Source organism: Neobacillus sp. DFD-2R (assembly GCF_057747865.1).
The window spans coordinates 4,073,447-4,091,671 of record NZ_CM173228.1; the positions used below are offsets into that span (position 1 = coordinate 4,073,447).

The 18,225-nt window shown below is 37.9% G+C and carries 20 protein-coding genes and 1 other annotated feature; all 20 genes read right to left on the minus strand.

The features are described from left to right. Window positions 1–24: 24 nt before the first annotated feature. The 20 genes from AC3ANV_RS20265 to AC3ANV_RS20360 all read right to left on the minus strand — a co-directional run bounded on the left by AC3ANV_RS20265 (window position 25) and on the right by AC3ANV_RS20360 (window position 18,179). Window positions 25–1,335 (minus strand): solute carrier family 23 protein, encoded by a 1,311-nt coding sequence (locus AC3ANV_RS20265; protein ID WP_488310468.1) that lies wholly within the window; start codon window positions 1,333–1,335, stop codon window positions 25–27. A 174-nt stretch (window positions 1,336–1,509) separates the two neighbouring features. Next, a complete protein-coding gene (gene pyrR, locus AC3ANV_RS20270; RefSeq protein WP_488314286.1) occupies window positions 1,510–2,052 on the minus strand; it encodes a bifunctional pyr operon transcriptional regulator/uracil phosphoribosyltransferase PyrR in 543 nt (180 codons plus the stop codon). Window positions 2,053–2,233: 181 nt separating this feature from the next. Beyond that, complete coding sequence (locus AC3ANV_RS20275; RefSeq protein ID WP_488310469.1) at window positions 2,234–3,145, minus strand: RluA family pseudouridine synthase; 912 nt, start codon at window positions 3,143–3,145, stop codon at window positions 2,234–2,236. Then, window positions 3,117–3,644, minus strand: a complete 528-nt coding sequence (gene lspA / locus AC3ANV_RS20280; protein WP_488310470.1) for a signal peptidase II — start codon at window positions 3,642–3,644, stop codon at window positions 3,117–3,119. Before lspA ends, AC3ANV_RS20275 begins: the two co-directional genes overlap by 29 nt. A 50-nt stretch (window positions 3,645–3,694) precedes the next feature. Beyond that, entirely contained in the window at window positions 3,695–3,976 is a 282-nt protein-coding gene (locus AC3ANV_RS20285) for a hypothetical protein (RefSeq protein WP_488310471.1), read from the minus strand. A 151-nt stretch (window positions 3,977–4,127) separates the two neighbouring features. Continuing rightward, complete coding sequence (gene ileS, locus AC3ANV_RS20290) at window positions 4,128–6,899, minus strand: isoleucine--tRNA ligase (RefSeq protein WP_488310472.1); 2,772 nt, start codon at window positions 6,897–6,899, stop codon at window positions 4,128–4,130. Between the two features lie 73 nt (window positions 6,900–6,972). Beyond that, window positions 6,973–7,218: a binding site (T-box leader), on the minus strand. Between the two features lie 51 nt (window positions 7,219–7,269). Continuing rightward, entirely contained in the window at window positions 7,270–7,785 is a 516-nt protein-coding gene (locus AC3ANV_RS20295; RefSeq protein WP_488314287.1) for a DivIVA domain-containing protein, read from the minus strand. 85 nt (window positions 7,786–7,870) lie between these two features. Continuing rightward, a complete protein-coding gene (locus AC3ANV_RS20300; protein WP_488310473.1) occupies window positions 7,871–8,644 on the minus strand; it encodes a YlmH family RNA-binding protein in 774 nt (257 codons plus the stop codon). Window positions 8,645–8,673: 29 nt separating this feature from the next. Further along, the gene (locus AC3ANV_RS20305) at window positions 8,674–8,937 is read right to left on the minus strand and encodes a YggT family protein (RefSeq protein ID WP_488310474.1); all 264 of its coding nucleotides are present in this window, start codon (window positions 8,935–8,937) and stop codon (window positions 8,674–8,676) included. A gap of 5 nt (window positions 8,938–8,942) precedes the next feature. Continuing rightward, window positions 8,943–9,446 carry a cell division protein SepF gene (locus tag AC3ANV_RS20310; RefSeq protein WP_488310475.1) on the minus strand — a complete coding sequence of 168 codons (504 nt, stop codon included), beginning with the start codon at window positions 9,444–9,446 and terminating at the stop codon, window positions 8,943–8,945. Between the two features lie 12 nt (window positions 9,447–9,458). Next, window positions 9,459–10,139, minus strand: a complete 681-nt coding sequence (locus tag AC3ANV_RS20315) for a YggS family pyridoxal phosphate-dependent enzyme (protein WP_488310476.1) — start codon at window positions 10,137–10,139, stop codon at window positions 9,459–9,461. Continuing rightward, window positions 10,136–10,966, minus strand: coding sequence for a peptidoglycan editing factor PgeF (pgeF, locus tag AC3ANV_RS20320; protein ID WP_488310477.1), 831 nt, complete (start codon window positions 10,964–10,966; stop codon window positions 10,136–10,138). Before pgeF ends, AC3ANV_RS20315 begins: the two co-directional genes overlap by 4 nt. Before the next feature lie 81 nt (window positions 10,967–11,047). Next, entirely contained in the window at window positions 11,048–11,317 is a 270-nt protein-coding gene (locus tag AC3ANV_RS20325) for a YlmC/YmxH family sporulation protein (RefSeq protein ID WP_488314288.1), read from the minus strand. A gap of 97 nt (window positions 11,318–11,414) precedes the next feature. Next, on the minus strand, window positions 11,415–12,194 hold the full coding sequence (gene sigG, locus AC3ANV_RS20330; RefSeq protein WP_488310478.1) for an RNA polymerase sporulation sigma factor SigG: 780 nt from the start codon (window positions 12,192–12,194) through the stop codon (window positions 11,415–11,417). A 319-nt stretch (window positions 12,195–12,513) separates the two neighbouring features. Then, window positions 12,514–13,233, minus strand: a complete 720-nt coding sequence (sigE, locus tag AC3ANV_RS20335) for an RNA polymerase sporulation sigma factor SigE (protein ID WP_488310479.1) — start codon at window positions 13,231–13,233, stop codon at window positions 12,514–12,516. A 44-nt stretch (window positions 13,234–13,277) separates the two neighbouring features. Then, complete coding sequence (spoIIGA, locus tag AC3ANV_RS20340) at window positions 13,278–14,216, minus strand: sigma-E processing peptidase SpoIIGA (RefSeq protein WP_488310480.1); 939 nt, start codon at window positions 14,214–14,216, stop codon at window positions 13,278–13,280. Between the two features lie 259 nt (window positions 14,217–14,475). Further along, window positions 14,476–15,609, minus strand: a complete 1,134-nt coding sequence (gene ftsZ, locus AC3ANV_RS20345) for a cell division protein FtsZ (protein WP_488310481.1) — start codon at window positions 15,607–15,609, stop codon at window positions 14,476–14,478. A gap of 40 nt (window positions 15,610–15,649) precedes the next feature. Continuing rightward, on the minus strand, window positions 15,650–16,957 hold the full coding sequence (ftsA, locus tag AC3ANV_RS20350; RefSeq protein ID WP_488310482.1) for a cell division protein FtsA: 1,308 nt from the start codon (window positions 16,955–16,957) through the stop codon (window positions 15,650–15,652). A gap of 122 nt (window positions 16,958–17,079) precedes the next feature. Further along, window positions 17,080–17,442, minus strand: coding sequence for a small basic family protein (locus AC3ANV_RS20355; protein WP_488310483.1), 363 nt, complete (start codon window positions 17,440–17,442; stop codon window positions 17,080–17,082). Next, the gene (locus AC3ANV_RS20360) at window positions 17,442–18,179 is read right to left on the minus strand and encodes a DUF881 domain-containing protein (RefSeq protein ID WP_488310484.1); all 738 of its coding nucleotides are present in this window, start codon (window positions 18,177–18,179) and stop codon (window positions 17,442–17,444) included. Before AC3ANV_RS20360 ends, AC3ANV_RS20355 begins: the two co-directional genes overlap by 1 nt. Between the last annotated feature and the right edge of the window lie 46 nt (window positions 18,180–18,225).

The following is an 18,225-nucleotide window of genomic DNA, read 5'->3' on the forward strand; positions in this document are numbered from 1 at the left end:
CATTTAAAAGGTTACATTCATTTATTATGCAGTTTTTCGTTTTACAGGAGAGTCTGTCACTTCAAACATATTTTCATCAGCTGATTGTCTTCCAGGGAGTATAAGGTTTAGCAATACTCCAAAAATGGCAGCCAATGCCATACCTTGGATTTGAAATTGCTGAGAAACTTTAATATACGCACCGCCAATCCCAATAACAAGTATTACTGATGATATAACAAGGTTTCTTTTATCTCCAAAATCAATTTTACTATCAACAAGCATTCTTAGTCCTGAAGAAGCAATGATTCCAAAGAGAAGGATTGATACGCCCCCCATAACAGGGGTTGGAATCGTTTGGATTAATGCTGTCACTTTACCAATAAACCCAAATATGATAGCGAATACGGCTGCACCGGCAATTACATAGACACTATAAACCCGTGTAATAGCAAGTACACCGATATTTTCACCATAAGTTGTTTTTGGCGGACCTCCAAGCAATGCTGAAATAATTGTTGCTGTACCGTCCCCAAGAATCGACCGTTGTAATCCGGGTTCTTTAATATAGTCACGTCCTACTACTTTACTAAGAACAAGCTGGTGCCCAATATGCTCTGATATTGTTACAACAGCAACCGGTGCCATTAAAAGTATAATATCCCATGATAATTTCACTTTATAGCTTACGAAAGGAATCATAAATGCCGGCATTTCAAACCAATGTGCTTTTAATACTGGAGTAAAATCAACAATCCCAACAATTAGTGCGTATATATACCCTACAACAATTCCCGCCAAAATCGGGATAATGCTTAACATTCCTCTTAAATAAATGGAAAAGATGATGGTTGCAGCCAGTGTTACAAGCGCTACTGAAAAATGAAGCAAGCTATATTTTCCAGCCGGATTATTCATTGCCATGCCAACAGCAGTTCCGGAAAGTGCTAACCCAATTACGATAATGACCGGACCTACAACTACAGGTGGCAGTAAATTCATAATCCAACGATGTCCGGCCTTTTTAATCACAAGGGCGACAATTCCGTAAACCAAACCTGCGATGAAGGTCCCAACCATAGCTGCCCCAGGTCCGCCGGCAGCCTTAGCAGCTATGACCGGAGCAATGTAGGCAAATGAAGAACCGAGATATGCCGGAACTTGCATTTTGGTTATAAGCAAAAATGCCAATGTGCCAAGTCCACTTGAGATAAGGGCAATTGCCGGGCTCATTCCAACTAGATATGGTACAAGGATGGTCGCTCCAAACATTGCAAATAAATGCTGTAAGCTTAAGGTTAACCATTGTCCGGGCCTTGGAATATCTTTTACATCTAAGATTGGTTTGTTATTCATCTTTTCTCCTCCTGCATTTAAACCATGTGTATTATTCTTATGATGGATATTAATTTCAAAAAAAACCCCCTTCGTCCAAGCTGGTACAAAGAGGGTAGAAATTCCGAAAATATACAAGATTACCGGAAATCCCCTTTGTCAGCCTCTCGGGACTGCATTTAAAAGGGCTGCTATTTATTTGTCAAAAATACTTACCTGATCAACTTTATCTACTTCGGCTAATTCAACAACGATTTTTTCAATGCTTGATGTTGGTATGTTTTTCCCTACATAGTCCGCTCGAATTGGCAGCTCCCGATGGCCACGGTCAACTAACACTGCAAGCTGTATCGATGCCGGGCGGCCAAGATCCATAATTGCATCCAAACCGGCCCGAACAGTTCTTCCTGTATATAACACATCATCCACGAGGATAACTTTTTTATCGGTAATATCTGCCGGAATATCAGAACCTTTTACTAGCGGTTCTTGATTATCAGTTTTTTTTGTTAAATCATCTCGATAAAGAGTTATGTCAAGTTCTCCAACCGGAATCGGATTTCCTTCAATCTCTTTTATTTTTTCGGCGAGTCGTTTAGCAATGAATATTCCTCTTGTTCGAATCCCTACAAGGACACATTCCTCAATCCCTTTATTTTTCTCAATAATTTGATGTGCAATCCTTGTCAAAGCTCTTTGAATGGCTTGTTCGTCTAGAACTAATGCTTTTTGGTTCATCATTACACCTCATTTACAATAAAAAAACCTCTCACCGATTCGGAAGAGAGGTAGACAAGTTATATTTCAGATGATGTAGACATAGTTAGCCTATCATCTTAACCGTTTCCTTCTCAGCCTCACGGGACTGATTTAAAGGCTTATTCAACTATTGTTATCTTACTTTACTTCTCCATAGCTGTCAACGGTTATTTCTTAGTTGTTCAAGCAATTGTTCAAAATCATCAGGAAGCGGCGCTTCAAATTCTAAATACTCATTGGTTCTCGGATGGTTAAAGCCAAGAACACCGGCATGTAATGCCTGTCCATTAATATCAAGTGTTTTTTTCGGTCCATATTTCGGATCCCCCGCAAGCGGATACCCAATATATTTCATATGAACACGGATTTGATGGGTCCGTCCCGTCTCTAATTGACATTCCACAAACGTAAAATCTTTAAATCGTTCAATGACATGAAAATGTGTTACAGCATGTTTTCCATTATCTACTACTGCCATACTTTGCCGTTCCTTTGAATCCCTTCCAAGCGGAGCATCAATTGTTCCAAAATCATGGGGTATCACGCCATGGACAATAGCTTTGTACTTTCGCGTTACTGTTTTATGAACCAATTGGTTAACAAGGCTTTCATGTGCTAAATCGTTTTTTGCAACCATCAAGAGCCCGGAGGTGTCTTTATCAATACGATGAACAATCCCGGGTCTTAAAACTCCATTAATACCTGATAAGTCTTTACAATGTGCCATTAATCCATTTACAAGAGTGCCGGTCATATGACCGGGAGCAGGATGAACTACCATACCTCTTGGTTTATTAACAACTAAAACATCTTTGTCTTCGTAAAATATAGCCAAATCCAGCTCTTCAGGAATTACATCCAGTTCCTCCGGGTCATGAATCGTGATTTCAATTTGATCACTTAAGCTGCACTTATAATTCGTTTTCACGTTCTGACCATTTACAAGGACATTTCCTTCCTTTATCCATTGCTGAACTTGTGTCCTTGACCATTCCTTATCTAAAGATGAAATCACCTTATCGATGCGGTCTCCCTTTTGATCTTCAAGAATGGTGTGTTCCATTTTCTCCATAAGACTTCTCCTTTGGTTCTCTCTCATCACGAAGCATTTGAATCATAAGTAAGATTACTCCAATAACTAAAGCCGAGTCTGCAATATTAAATACTGGAAAATTATAACCAAAAATATACGTATGAATAAAGTCAACTACTTCTTTACGAATAACACGATCTAAAAAATTACCGATGGCCCCTCCAAGCATTAATGAAAGGGAAACTCCTAAAAGCCATTTTCCTTTGGCTGCTTTTTGAAGGTAATAAATGATTGCAACAATGACAATTAATGTGATTACATAAAAAAGCCACATTTGTCCTTGTAAAATCCCCCAAGCAGCTCCTCGGTTTCGGTGAGAGGTAATATACAAAATATTATTTATTATGGTGATACTATCACCAAACTGCATTTTGCTCACGATGAGCCATTTCGTAAACTGATCCAACAAAATAACAAAAAGGGCAATTAAGTAAAACACTAAGAAATACCTCCACAATAAACAAGACTTCCTTAGCATTTTAGCATACAATTTATTGAAACGACAATGTGACGTTTTAAAAAGGATGATCAGATTTGTTTACGGCGGAATAATTCCAATTTTTCCGAATCTTTTATCGACTTCAGGGTCGGTATTATTTTTAATAATGCTTCCGGTAAAAACTCCCCGGAAATTTCACACTGACCATAATTTCCTTTTTTAATTTTATTTATGGCCAAACAAATGTCTGCAAGTTCCTCTTCTAATATAGGGGTAATCCAGTCATTTTTCTGTTTACCCTTCAATGAATTTTCAATTTCAACCTGTGATTGACGGAGTTCGAAAAACAGCTTTTCCTGCATGGCATTCATAGTGTTGTTACCTCCGTTTGTCATTTTCTTTATTATTTCCTACTTTAAAAACTCGAAGCGGGAAACAATTTGACATCATCAACAACAATTAACGGAGGTGGAAAAATTTAAAAAAGGCTGACTCTTTTGACAGAGTCAACCTCTTAATTATTTATAAATTGTGTGAGTAGTTTTCTTTTACAACATCAGCACAGCGCAGACATAGCGTTTTATGCGTTGGGTCTTGACCCACGTCAGGTGTAACAACCCAGCAGCGCTCACATGTTTCCCCTTCTGCTTTAGAGACAAGAATGGCGGCTGTATCTAATTTAAGTGCAATTTCCGGAGCATCCTCATATAAGCCTGCCACTTCAAAACCTGAAATGATAAACAGCTGCTTCACATTTTCTTGAATCGAGTCAAGAAGCGCTTTTGTTTTTTCATTTACATATAAGGTAACTTTTGCAGTTAAGGATTTACCAATGACCTTTTCATTTCTTGCTTCTTCAAGAGCTTTTAGAACATCATCTCGAAGCTTCATGAATGCGGTCCATTTTTCCTCTAATACTTCTGCTTTTGCAAGTTCTTTATATTCCGGTAGATCTGTTAATTGAACACTATCTTCTTTAACATCTGGAATAAACTTCCATACTTCATCAGCAGTATGAGAAAGAATTGGCGAGACAAGTTTTGTTAACGCAAGTAAGGACTCATATAAAACAGTCTGAATCGCACGGCGCTCATAATTGTCTTTTGCCTCGATGTAAAGAACATCCTTTGCAAAGTCCAAGTAAAAAGCACTAAGATCGAGCGTACAGAAATTATTAACTGCGTGATAAATGCCTGCAAATTCATAGTTTTCATAAGCATTACGAACATATTTGACAAGCTTATTTAGTTTAACTAACATAAATTGATCAACTTCACGAAGATTTTCGTAAGCAATCATATCTACAGCAGGATTAAAATCTGCTAAATTTCCTAATAAGAAACGGAAGGTGTTTCGGATTTTCCGATAAACTTCGGCAACTTGTTTAAGAATCGCATCGGATACACGAACATCTGCCTGATAATCAACTGATGCAACCCAAAGGCGTAAAATATCTGCCCCAAGCTGATTCATAACCTTCGCCGGCACAACTACGTTTCCAATTGATTTACTCATCTTTCTTCCTTCACCATCAAGTGCAAAGCCGTGGCTTAATACTCCTTTATAAGGGGCTTTGCCAGTTACCGCTACAGCTGTTGATAAAGAAGAATTGAACCAGCCGCGATATTGGTCAGACCCTTCAAGATATAGATCTGCAGGACGCACGAGATCTTCTCTTTCAAGGAGAACAGCTTGATGGGATGAACCTGAATCAAACCAAACATCCATGATATCTGTTTCTTTTGTAAAGGTTCCATTTGGACTTCCCGGATGCGTAAACCCTTCTGGAAGCAGGTCGTTTGTTTCACGTTCGAACCAAACATTCGAACCAAACTCCCGGAATAATGAAGAAACATGTTCAATGGTTTCATCAGTAATAATTTCCTGGCCATTTTCCGCATAGAAAACAGGAATTGGTACACCCCATACCCGTTGACGGGAAATACACCAATCACCCCGGTCGCGAACCATGTTAAACAGACGAGTTTCTCCCCAAGCCGGTACCCACTTCGTTTCCTTAACCGCTTCAAGCAAATCATCCCGGAAGTCTTTAATTGATGCAAACCATTGTGCAGTCGCACGGAAGATAACAGGCTTCTTCGTCCGCCAATCGTGTGGATAAGAGTGAGTAAAAAACGAAAGTTTTAAAAGTGCTCCCGCTTCTTTCAAGCTCTCGGCAATTGGTTTGTTCGCCGCATCATAAAATAATCCTTCAAAACCAGGTGCTTCGCTTGTCATAACACCTTTATCATCTACAGGGCAAAGTACATCAAGGCCGTATTTTTGTCCGACATAGAAGTCATCTTCCCCATGACCAGGTGCAGTATGAACGCATCCTGTTCCGGCATCGGTTGTGACGTGTTCACCTAACATCACTAAAGAATCACGATCATATAAAGGATGCGCGGCAATGATATATTCTAATTCCTGCCCTTTAACCTTTTTAACAACCGTAGTTTCTTCCCAACCTATTTCTTTCGTGACTGCTTCTAAAAGTGCTTCAGCAACTAAGTACTTGTTCCCGTTAGCCATAACCACTACATAAGTTAGGTCAGGATGGACAGAAATTCCAAGGTTTGCAGGAATGGTCCAAGGCGTCGTTGTCCAGATTACAATTTGGGTATCGGTATCAAGAACCCCCTTACCATCTTTAACCTTAAAGCCCACATAAATCGATGGTGACTTTTTATCCTGATATTCAATCTCAGCTTCAGCGAGAGCGGATTCGCTTGACGGGGACCAATAGACAGGCTTAAGGCCTTTGTAAATATAACCTTTTTTCGCCATTTCCCCAAACACTTTAATTTGCTGTGCTTCATATTCAGGTTTAAGTGTAATGTATGGGTTCTCCCAATCACCGCGAACTCCTAAACGTTTAAATTGAGTACGTTGATTTTCAATTTGCTCAAGGGCATATTTGGTACAAAGCTGGCGGAATTCTGCGACCGTCATTTCTTTACGTTTAACGCCCTTATTGGTTAATGCCTGCTCAATCGGCAGTCCATGTGTATCCCAACCGGGAACATAGGGAGCATGAAAGCCGCTCATTGACTTATAACGGACAATAAAGTCTTTCAAAATTTTATTGAGGGCGTGACCCATATGGATATCTCCGTTGGCATAAGGGGGACCATCATGTAAAACAAACATTGGCCGGCCTTTCGTCCGCTCCTGAACTTTTCGATAAATTTCCATCTCTTCCCACTGCGCCTGAATATCAGGTTCTCTTTGTGGAAGATTGCCTCGCATCGGAAATTCGGTTTTCGGCATTAATAACGTATCTTTATACTCCATTAGTTTTTCCTCCATTTTTTCGTTCTTTAGAACAGAATGACCTTTTTTCCATAAAAAAAACCCTCTCATCCCAAATAGGGACGAGAAGGTTTTTTCCCGCGGTACCACCCTGATAGATCGTACGGATATTAAAGAAATTCGTACCATCCTCTTAAGCATTCGTAACGTGAATCAACGCCACAGCCTACTGCCTTTAAGGGGTTCGACCTGGAACTCGAGGGTGATCTTCTAATTTTTCAACTTTATCGGGCTTTCACCATCCCCGACTCGCTGTCTGAAAGCTTTAGAAAAATTGTACTATCCCTGTCAACGTCATTTTCCATTCTATTTTACTTTGTTAAAAAATTATATGCGAAACAATACTATTTCGTCAAGCTAAGGAATCCTCTTCTTGATGTACTTTTAACTCTGTTGCATCAATTTCATACTCTAATAAATGGTCCCAATCATCGGTGTTAAGCATATCAAGCTGGGCTTCAATTAGCATTTTAAAACGAGTGCGGAATACTTTCGATTGCTTTTTTAAATCCTCAATTTCAAGAGCAATCTTTCTTGCTTTAGAAAGGGATTCATTGACAATGCGGTCGGCATTTTTTTCCGCTTCTTTTATAATTAATTTCGCTTCTTTTTGTGCATTTCGTTTAACCTCTTCACCGGCTTCTTGGGCAATGATAATCGATTTGTTAAGTGTTTCTTCAATATTAACAAAATGGCCTAAACGGTCTTTCATTTCTGACAAGCGCTCTTCCATTTCTTTTTTCTCACGAAGCACTAATTCATAATCCTTGATGACTTGGTCAAGGAATTCATTAACTTCATCTTCGTCGTAGCCACGAAAGCCTTTATTAAATTCTTTATTGTGTATATCTAACGGCGTTAACGGCATCATGCCACCTCCATATCAATGTCAGCTTCTCTATGTATAAAACAAATATTCGACAAGGTTTTTAAAAATCCTTCATTAAATTTAATTATTTTTGCTTACCTACTTTTATTCGCCATTTTTCTTTTTTAGTTCTTCCATCAATTGACATAATTTTAGCTCTCCCATGTCCACGCACTGAGATTAAATCACCTTCAGCGCATTCAAATGATGAGTTCTCAATCAATGTCCAATTTACTTTTACAAGGCCCTGTTGGATAAACAGTTGTGATTTTTGCCGAGATATATGATGAATCCCTGAAATAACTGTATCCAGTCTTAATGATGAGACTGTAAGATCATTTTCTCCCCATAATTCTTGAGAGGAAATTGCATTTTCTAATTCAATCTCTTTTAATTTTATGCCTGCCCTACCAATAGTTTGTAAATTGTTTTGGATATATTCCTTTACCTCATTTGCAACAAAAAATTGAATTCTACCATCCTTAAAAAGGATGTCACCAAATTTCCCCCTCTTTAATCCTAAGGACATTAAAGAACCTAAAACCTGAGGGTGTTCAATGCTAACAAACTTGGATGGATAGTCGATCTCAAAAAGACTTATTTGAAAATCATCTTGAACAGCTGTTAGATAATCAGGTAATAATAACGCTCTATTTCTTTCAACTTCCGGATCCCCCCCAAATAACTGATATTTTACATCACCATGATCACCGACTAACATTTTAAGAATATGCTGTTCCCTTGGATCAAGAAAATCAGTTAATTTTGAGGCATAATTTGTTTCGACATAACTCATCCATTGTAAGACCTGATCAATAAATTCCCGTTCTTCCGGTCGGAAATGCTGATAAATGCTCATTTATGAAAACACAACCTAATTCCAAATTCTTACGTAAGCCAAACAGATAAACTGTGTACTCCGCTTCTCGCAAAGTTTAATACCAGAAATGCAACAATAGGTGAAACATCCATCATTCCAAATGGTGGAATTATTTTTCTGAATGGTTCTAAATACGGTTCACATATTCTTGCCAAAAATCGTCCAATAGCCGTATCTCTGGCATTTGGAAACCATGACATCAAAATGTATATAATTAACGCCCATGAATAAATACTAATTAACTGCTGGACTAAATCTAAAATCATCCCCATTTAAGCTACCACCTCGAATCTTGATAATCGTGTTCCTGAATCAACTCAGAAATATTTCCGGAAATCTCAACGTTATCCGGTGTACATAAAAAAATACTGGAACCGATTTTTTGAATGTCTCCGCCTATTGTATAGACCGCTCCACTTAAAAAGTCAACAATTTGCCTTCCTTGTTCTTTGTCTATTCGTTGAAGATTAACCACAACAGCCCGGCGATTTTTTAAGTGGTCGGCTATATCTGTGGACTCGGAATAGGAACGCGGCTCTACTAAGATTACTTTTGAAGATTTTTGCACACTCTGCAAACTGACAACATTTTGTGTTTTAACCGGTTGCTGTTGAGTTTTAACCGGTTGCTGGAAAGTTTTAACAGGTTGTTGATAAGCTTTAACAGGTTGTTGTCTAAGAGGCCTTACCGGTTCTGCATCCTCTTCCTGAAAGTTATCATTGTTATCATTAGGTTCATCATCTAAAAAGAAAAATGTCTTAAGTTTTGATTTAATTGTCATTTTTTACCCTCCTTAACCATCTTCACCTACAAGTGCTGTACCTATTCTTACCATTGTTGCACCTTCTTCAATGGCAACAGAAAAATCGTTGGACATTCCCATGGAAAGTTCTGAACAAGGGGCAAAGTCCAAGTTAAGGGCTTGTACTTGATCACGAAGTTTCCATAATTGTCGAAAGCAGCTTCGTAAAATCTCTTCATCATTTGTGAAAGGAGCCATCGTCATTAGCCCTTCCACACTTATATTCTTAAATGAACCCAGCTGTTTAATAAAAGTGATTGCTTCTTCTGTCGTTAAGCCATGCTTTGATTCTTCCTGTGAGACATTTACCTGGACGAGGCATTTTATTTTTTTACCCGGGCTTCGTTTATTAATTTCTTCTGCAAGTGATAAACGGTCCAATGAATGTATATATTCCACTTTATCGATAATATTTTTTACTTTCCTGGTTTGAAGTGTTCCGATAAAATGCCAATTAGGCTTGTCCCCTAAAACCTTCCACTTCTCCAGAAGGCCCTCATCGCGATTTTCACCCAGATTATCAATGCCTGCTTCAAGAGCCTCACTTGCTCTATCGATACTCACATATTTTGTCACGGCAATTAATTTCACTTCATTAGGATTTCGATTTGCCCTAAGACATGCTTCATTTATTTGTTTTTTAATGTCTTCAAGTTTGTCTGCTACCCTCATAAACGATTGGCGCGCTCCTTCCAGCCTATAAAACTTAACATTCTTCCTGTCACGCCTTGATCACGACGGTGAGAAAAAAATTCTTTGTCATCACAGCATGAGCAAAAATCTGTCATAAGAATGTTTTGATCAGGGATCCCAGCTTTTAATAGTATGTGTTTGTTCAATTCACGCAGGTCTAACGTATATTGACCATCGCTTATTAAATTATATGGTTTTTTATCAATATCTTCTAGTGTATTTTGTACGAAGTTAATGACATAGTCATCCACAATATAACATTTCCCGCAAATAGACGGACCAATTGTAACAAAAATTTGCTCAGGATTAATTCCTTCACCTTCCCAAGCTTCAATCATACGGCTTGCAATTTTATGGACAGTCCCTTTCCACCCTGCATGTGCTGTTCCTATCATATGTTTGTCAGGTGCAATAAAAAAAAGGGGAACACAATCGGCAAAGCAAAGCGTTAACAATATATCATTTTCACTTGTATAAAAACCATCTGTACCTTTAAAGGAATCATCATAGGAATCTGAACCTCTTCCACAATCCGCTTTTGTTACTTTTTTTATTAAGATATCATGTGTTTGTTCAGCACCTACCCACCGGTTTAACGGAAATTGAAGAAGTTCAGCAAGCTTAGACCTGTTCATACAAACATCATCAAGCGCATCTCCTACATGAAAGCCAAGATTAAGATTTTCAAAGCTCCCTTTACTGCAGCCGCCGTTTTTCGTGGTAATCCCTGCAAACAACCCGGGGTATTGGTTCATCCAGCTCTCAATCGTAAAATATAATTGATTCTGTAAAACGAATGGTTCCATTCTTTTACCCTCTTTTCACGGTAAATGATTTTCTATAGTTTACCATGAATCTGCTAAATGGTCATCGCGGAAGAAGCAGGATTAGCTTTCCGCTTCTTCCGATAATTTTTCCTCGCTTCCCTTATATCTTACCAAGATAACATCCTGGCCAATCTTAAGGATATTTTTCCAAGGAATCACAACATCTTCATCTCTACCAAAAAAACCAAGAACTCTTCCGCTTCCTGTAATCACAACCGCTTCTATTTTTCCTGTTGTTAAGTTAATTTCAATGTCGCCAATATTCCCAAGTCTTTTACCATCGGCTACATTTACAACATCTTTTATTTGAAAATCGGAAATTTTAACCATCATCTATCACTCCCACCTTCTCAATTATAAAAAATATATGATTCCCATGAAGATTTTATCTTTAAAAGCAAAAAATAAAGCTGCCCAAACGGACAGCCTAACTTTGAATATTCTTATTCATTTGCCTTATTGCAGCTTTTTCCAAACGTGATACTTGTGCTTGGGAAATTCCAATCTCATCAGCTACTTCCATTTGAGTTTTTCCTTGGAAGAATCGCTTACGTAAAATTAATTTTTCACGATCGTTTAATCTCCGCATCCCTTCTTTTAAGGCAATCTCCTCTATCCAGTGAATATCTTTATTTTTTTCATCGCTTAGTTGATCCATAACATAAATTGGGTCGCCGCCATCATTATAAATTGGCTCAAAAAGGGATACTGGATCCTGGATGGCATCTAGGGCAAATACGATTTCCTCATGCGGAACCTCCAAAACTCTGGCAATCTCTTCAGCCGTTGGTTCACGTGAGGTTTCACTCATTAACCGTTCTCTCACCTGAAGTGCCTTATAGGCGATATCCCTTAATGATCTTGAAACACGAATTGGATTATTATCACGCAGATACCGGCGGATCTCTCCAATAATCATTGGTACGGCATAAGTGGAAAACTTAACGTTTTGACTTAAATCAAAGTTATCAATCGATTTCATAAGTCCGATACAGCCAACCTGAAACAGATCGTCAACAAACTCGCCTCGGTTGTTAAACCGTTGAATGACACTTAAAACGAGACGTAAGTTTCCGTTGACGAGCTTTTCCCGTGCAGTTATATCGCCCTCTTGCATTTGCTTGAAGAGTAATCTCATTTCTTCGTTTTTTAATACTGGAAGTTTTGATGTGTCAACACCGCAAATTTCAACTTTATTTCGAGTCAATCATTTTTCCCTCCTCATAGGAGTTGCTGTACAAAAAACAGTATCTCCTTGAGCAGGAAAAATATGCACTTAAGCATTTATGTCGGGGGGATGATAAATGTCGAAAAATGCCATTACTTCTCGAATTTATAAGGTTTTTTATGAAAAAAAATTCTTTTTTCCCATTTTTAAAAAGTATTTTTTTGAACTTCGATAACTGTCCGGCTCCACAAGAATAAGCTTCGGAAGCGATACCTCGCACGAAGGAAAAGCGTTAGCTTTTCCGAGGAGCGCCCAACGACTAGTGTAATTCGCTAAACGGGCGCTTACGCTTTTCTTATTAAACCATTTTATTAAATTCTTTTCTTAATCTTTTAATTATCCTTTTCTCTAATCTTGATATATAGGATTGTGAAATGCCAAGCATGTCAGCCACATCTTTTTGTGTTTTTTCTTCGCCATTTGTCAAACCAAATCGAAGCTCCATAATTTGCTTTTCACGGTCTGTCAGCTGATGCAATGCCTTCGTCAATAATTTTCGGTCCACATTTGCTTCAAGGTCTTTTGTTATGATGTCATCATCGGTTCCCAATACATCAGATAATAATAATTCATTCCCATCCCAATCAATGTTCAATGGTTCATCAAATGATACTTCTGATCGTATTTTATTGTTTCTTCGCAAATACATTAGAATTTCATTTTCGATACATCTTGACGCATATGTAGCAAGTTTAATTTTTTTCTCCGGGTTAAAGGTATTTACTGCCTTTATTAAACCAATTGTCCCAATACTAATTAAATCTTCAATATTGATTCCTGTGTTTTCAAATTTTCTTGCAATATAAACAACAAGACGAAGATTTCTTTCTATTAAGATTGATCTTGCTGCCTTATCACCGTCAGGTAGTTTTTTTAATAATAATTCCTCTTCATCTTTACTTAAAGGAGGCGGCAATGCTTCGCTTCCGCCAATATAAAATACTTCATCAGTTTTTAAGCCTAATTTTATTAAAAGTTTATACCAATAATAGGATAAGCGAAGTCTCCATTTTTTCACTCAAGTTCCTCCTTCTAAAATATGTTTTTCTGAGTATAGTAATATTAACTTACTTTCACCTTTTCAACCTGCTGTTTTGGTCCTGTGAGCATTTTCGGATGTACAATGCATTGAAAAGCATCGTCGGCAGATAGCTGCTGCAGAGTAAAGGAAACAAGGCCCTTTTCACATAAATATTTTTCAGAGTTTTTTTCAATCAAAATGGAATCAGGTTTAACGGCAACAATAAGTTGATGTTCTTGTCCTACGACCTTACAAGGTACTATTCTCAACCGATTTTGCCACTCTGAAGGAAATTCTTCATTTCCCATTAAGAGCGGTTCCGGATCCATCGCCATTTTTTTTATTGGATCGCATGTTTCATCAATCCTATTTTTGATTGATACAAACATAACAGGAAGCTTTGACAAAGGATCATAAAGCTGATTCCCACTGTCAACTAATCCTTTTAAAACGAATGTTTCCTCATTTATTTTTAGCGTGACTTGAACAATTTGCTCAAATTGGATTTTGGTCATTTCCATACTTTCCACATTTTTTTTCGAGAAATGCCACGCAATCGGAAACCCGATTAAAACGAAAACCCAACTGATTGGATCCCCGAATCCTCTTACACTGGACATAAGAACTTTCGTCGTTAATCCGGAATCAAATTGAATAAAATAATGCGCCCCAATCAAAGCTCCACCAATTAAAAAAGTCGAAACATAAAGCGTCATTAACCCTTTAATAAAATATCGCCAGCGTTTATACCCAAATGTCATAAGTACCATTAGTATCGAGCAGAAGAGCTTTGATAAAGGATGGCTCGAATAAACAGTTATGGGTGTAAACGATAATAAAATGATCAATGAACCAATAAAACCTCCAGCTAATAATCTCCATAAACGGATACTTCTTTTTAATAAAATAGCAGTCAAGTAAAGGAGAAGGCTATCAAAAAACAGATTAAGAGCCCAAATAACATCTAAATAAACAACCAAACAGCTTCCCCCTTTAATGCTTCAGATTTCGTTAAAGATGCCTTTATTGAATTAAATTCTACTATTCTGTTTAGGAAAAAGTATAACGTAGATATAGGGCTGAAGTGTGTCACTTTCTGTAATCAAAAAATCAGAAATTTTAACTATTCCCTACAGATTTTGTCACTTTTTTTATGTTATTAAATTAGAAAAGGCATAGTCCCAATTGGAACTATGCCTTTTCTATGATGATATATTCATTAAAATTAGGAAGTGCTGCTTATCTTCTTCTATTTCGGTTTCTTAAGAAGGTAGGAATATCTAACGCCTCTTCCTGGGAGACGTTCGTATTTCGGACAGGCTCTTGCGGAATCTCTTCACGCTTTGGCTCTCTCTTTATATTATTAATTTGCGGTTTTGTTTGTCCAAATGAAGGACGGGTAACTTTTGGTTGTACCACTTCTTCACTAAATCCTGTTGCAATAACAGTTACAATGATTTCGTCTTTAAGGCTATCATTGATGACTGAACCGAAAATCATATTTACTTCTTGATCAGTAGCTGTTGCAACAATATCGGCAGCTTCTTGAACCTCATATAGACTCAAATTCGATCCACCTGTAATGTTCATTAACACACCCTGAGCACCATCAATTGATGTCTCTAACAACGGAGAATTAATGGCCTTTTTTGCAGCTTCAGTAGCTCGGTTTTCACCGGCTGCAACTCCGATACCCATTAAAGCAGATCCTTTATTAGACATGATTGTTTTCACATCTGCGAAATCCAGGTTAATTAACCCGGGTGTTGCAATTAAATCGGAAATACCTTGAACCCCTTGGCGAAGTACATTATCCGCTTCACGAAAGGCTTCAAGCATTGGAGTGCTTTTATCAACAATTTCAAGAAGACGGTCATTAGGTATAACAATAAGTGTATCAACAGCTTCCTTCATCGAACCAATACCACCGGATGCTTGATTCGAACGTTTTTTACCTTCAAACGTAAAAGGGCGAGTTACAACACCGACAGTCAATGCACCTAAATCACGTGCAATCTGCGCAATAACAGGAGCAGCACCGGTACCTGTTCCCCCGCCCATTCCTGCGGTAACAAACACCATATCTGCTCCACTTAATGCTGCTTCAATTTGTTCCTTACTCTCTTCAGCGGCTTTCTTTCCAACTTCAGGATTAGCACCGGCACCAAGCCCGCGAGTTAATTTTGCACCAATTTGCATTTTCACTTCTGCTTTAGAAAGATTTAATGCTTGGGCATCTGTATTCACAGCAATAAATTCTACCCCTTGCACGCCATGTTCAATCATCCGGTTTACAGCGTTATTACCCCCGCCGCCTACCCCGATTACTTTTATTGTTGCAAGAGAATCTAAATTTGTATCGAATTCTAACATGACAAATCCTCCTAATTCGTCGATTTTCCTTTTCGTATGCTTATTCGAAAAAGTAACCAAGGAATTTTTTTACTTTTGATGACATCTTTTCTTCCGGATGTTTTTCTGGTTTTGGTTTAAGTTGCTGTTGTTGTTGTTGTTGTTGCTGTTGTTGTTTTGGCATTCTTTTTTCAATTGGCTCGGAAACCGGTGCCGGAGCCACGGTTGTGCCACCTGGAAGTCTACTATTCTTGTAGGCATATTTTATTAAACCAACTGCTGTTGTATATTGAGGTTCTCTTACTCCAATATAGTCAGGAACGGCAATACGTACTCTATTCTGCAAAATCACCTGGGCAAGTTCTAAAACTCCTTGCATATTGGCAATTCCACCTGTTAGAACGTATCCCCCCGGCAGATCGCTCAGGCCTAATCGTTTCATCTCATTTACAATCAATTCAAAAATTTCTTCCATTCTCGCTTCAATAATATCAGAAATTTCAAGCTGATTAAATTGTTGATGCTGGTCGCTTCCTATTATCGGAACACTGAACACTTCCTCTTCAGATGCATCATCATAAAAAGCATGTCCATATCTTATTTTTATTCTTTCCGCATCCTCGGTAGAAGTGCGTAATCCAATTGAAAGATCTTTCGTAATATGTTCTCCCCCAACAGGAATCACACTTGTTGCCTTTAAATATCCTTGCTCGAATACGGCTAATGTTGTAGATCCACCGCCAAGATCGATAAGGGCGACGCCCAGATTTTTTTCGTCCTTTGATAATGCAAATGCACCGGCTGCAAGCGGCTGTAGTGTGATATCTAAAATATCAAGACCAGCCTTCTCAACACAGCGTAATGTGTTATGTAGGATGGTTTTAGAACCTGTTATGATGATTCCTTCCATTTCAAGACGGACACCTATCATCCCTCGAGGATCATTAATTTCATCTAAACCATCTACGATAAATTGTTTGGCGATAACACCAATAATTTCCCGTTCTGGTGGAATCGAAACGACTTGTGCCGCATCAATTACTCGTGCAACATCTTCATTTGTTATTTCTCTATTTTGGCTCGATACAGCTACAACACCATGACACGGTTGAAGCATCACATGATTGCCTGTAATTCCGACAATTACTTGTCGAATTTCCATACCAATCATTCTCTCTGCCTGCTCAATTGCCCTTTTAATTGAATGAACTGTTTCGTCTATATCTACGATTGATCCTTTTCGTAAACCTTCGGATTTCACATTGCCAACACCAATTATATTTAACGAGTCATTGACCATTTCACCAATGATAACTTTTACACTGGATGTACCGATGTCAAGACTAACATATATTTCATTGCTGTTCATTCTTTGGCACCTCCTTAGCATTCCTTTAAGTCGAACAACAATTCAATTTGTTCTTAAATAGATTTACATAGTTATATCTTATAAAATTATTCGTCACAACTATATGATTCCCTTTAAAAAAATCAATTTTTTTCTAATTTTTCTTTGTTTGTTGACCATTTTGTCAATAAAATTCGTCTAATGACCGCAATATTTTGAAATAAGCGGACACCAAATGCAAAAACGGCCGCTAAATATAAGTCTACACCAAGATGGACACCTAGAAAAGCTAAACTTGCTGCTAGTAAAATATTAAAGAAGAAACCTGATACGAATACTTTATCGTCATAGATATTTTGCAGGTGAGCCCTGATTCCTCCAAATAATGTATCGAAGGCCGCTAGAACAGCTATCGATAAATAATTGGAATATTCCTCAGGAATTCTAATGTCCGTAAGTAAACCAAGAATAATACCGACTATTAATCCCATTAACGGAAGCCACATTAGGAACTGCCTCCTTCATTTACTTTAAACGGTTCCATATAGCGGATCCGAATCGGATTTTCATATGCAGGAACCGTTATATTTGAATTGGGTGGCAGAGCTGTTAATCGCAAGTTTTCAATAAAAAATTCTTCTGTCGATTTTGAAACTTGCATACGATTATATAATTTTTCTGCGGTATTCATATTATCAACCACTACTCTGACTTCGACAGGTAAACTTTTTATTGAATGACCATCAATTTTAGTTTCTGAATTAATATCCCGTATTACGGTTGTATTGATAATTCTTTGCCCATCCACGGAAACGTACTTCGCTTCATACATATTCAATTCGTTCAATAACCTTTTTAATAGGTCAGGTGAAATGCCTTTTGTAATTGGAACACCTAATTGAATTTCCTCTTCCACCGGTGCAATTTTAAGAATAATACCCGGACCGGTAACATTAGTTGAACCGGCTTCAATTTTCAATTCCTCTAATGTCTTTCTTAGTGTCTCTTCTTTACTTTGCTTTCGTTTCGATTCATATGCCGAAAGTTTTTCTTCATTTGATCGAATTTCAGTCAGTAAATTGGACTGCACTTCTTTCTCCTTGAGCAATGCATCACGAAGCTGCCAAATATCTCTTGTATCACGTTCAACAGGTTTTTTAACTGTTTGAAACTGAATGGCTATCATGAAGCCGACCACAGTTGCAACCAGTGTGAAGCTTAAATTCTTTTTTTGCTTGTCCACTTTTTTCACCTAACCTTTTAAAATGACCTTTACGTGGACATGATTG

Excerpts from the sequence above, each read along its gene's own strand:
- AC3ANV_RS20295 (WP_488314287.1), bottom strand. The coding sequence starts at position 7,785 with ATGCCGTTAACGCCGTTAGATATACACAATAAAGAATTTAATAAAGGC.
- lspA (WP_488310470.1), bottom strand. The coding sequence starts at position 3,644 with ATGCTAAGGAAGTCTTGTTTATTGTGGAGGTATTTCTTAGTGTTTTAC.
- AC3ANV_RS20275 (WP_488310469.1), bottom strand. The coding sequence starts at position 3,145 with ATGGAGAAAATGGAACACACCATTCTTGAAGATCAAAAGGGAGACCGC.
- AC3ANV_RS20310 (WP_488310475.1), bottom strand. The coding sequence starts at position 9,446 with ATGACAATTAAATCAAAACTTAAGACATTTTTCTTTTTAGATGATGAA.
- AC3ANV_RS20265 (WP_488310468.1), bottom strand. The coding sequence starts at position 1,335 with ATGAATAACAAACCAATCTTAGATGTAAAAGATATTCCAAGGCCCGGA.
- AC3ANV_RS20300 (WP_488310473.1), bottom strand. The coding sequence starts at position 8,644 with ATGAGCATTTATCAGCATTTCCGACCGGAAGAACGGGAATTTATTGAT.
- pyrR (WP_488314286.1), bottom strand. The coding sequence starts at position 2,052 with ATGAACCAAAAAGCATTAGTTCTAGACGAACAAGCCATTCAAAGAGCT.
- ftsZ (WP_488310481.1), bottom strand. The coding sequence starts at position 15,609 with ATGTTAGAATTCGATACAAATTTAGATTCTCTTGCAACAATAAAAGTA.
- ftsA (WP_488310482.1), bottom strand. The coding sequence starts at position 16,957 with ATGAACAGCAATGAAATATATGTTAGTCTTGACATCGGTACATCCAGT.
- AC3ANV_RS20285 (WP_488310471.1), bottom strand. The coding sequence starts at position 3,976 with ATGAATGCCATGCAGGAAAAGCTGTTTTTCGAACTCCGTCAATCACAG.
- AC3ANV_RS20315 (WP_488310476.1), bottom strand. The coding sequence starts at position 10,139 with ATGAGGGTAGCAGACAAACTTGAAGACATTAAAAAACAAATAAATGAA.
- ileS (WP_488310472.1), bottom strand. The coding sequence starts at position 6,899 with ATGGAGTATAAAGATACGTTATTAATGCCGAAAACCGAATTTCCGATG.
- pgeF (WP_488310477.1), bottom strand. The coding sequence starts at position 10,966 with ATGGAACCATTCGTTTTACAGAATCAATTATATTTTACGATTGAGAGC.
- AC3ANV_RS20325 (WP_488314288.1), bottom strand. The coding sequence starts at position 11,317 with ATGGTTAAAATTTCCGATTTTCAAATAAAAGATGTTGTAAATGTAGCC.
- AC3ANV_RS20355 (WP_488310483.1), bottom strand. The coding sequence starts at position 17,442 with ATGTGGCTTCCGTTAATGGGATTAATAGTCGGTATTATTCTTGGTTTA.
- AC3ANV_RS20305 (WP_488310474.1), bottom strand. The coding sequence starts at position 8,937 with ATGGGGATGATTTTAGATTTAGTCCAGCAGTTAATTAGTATTTATTCA.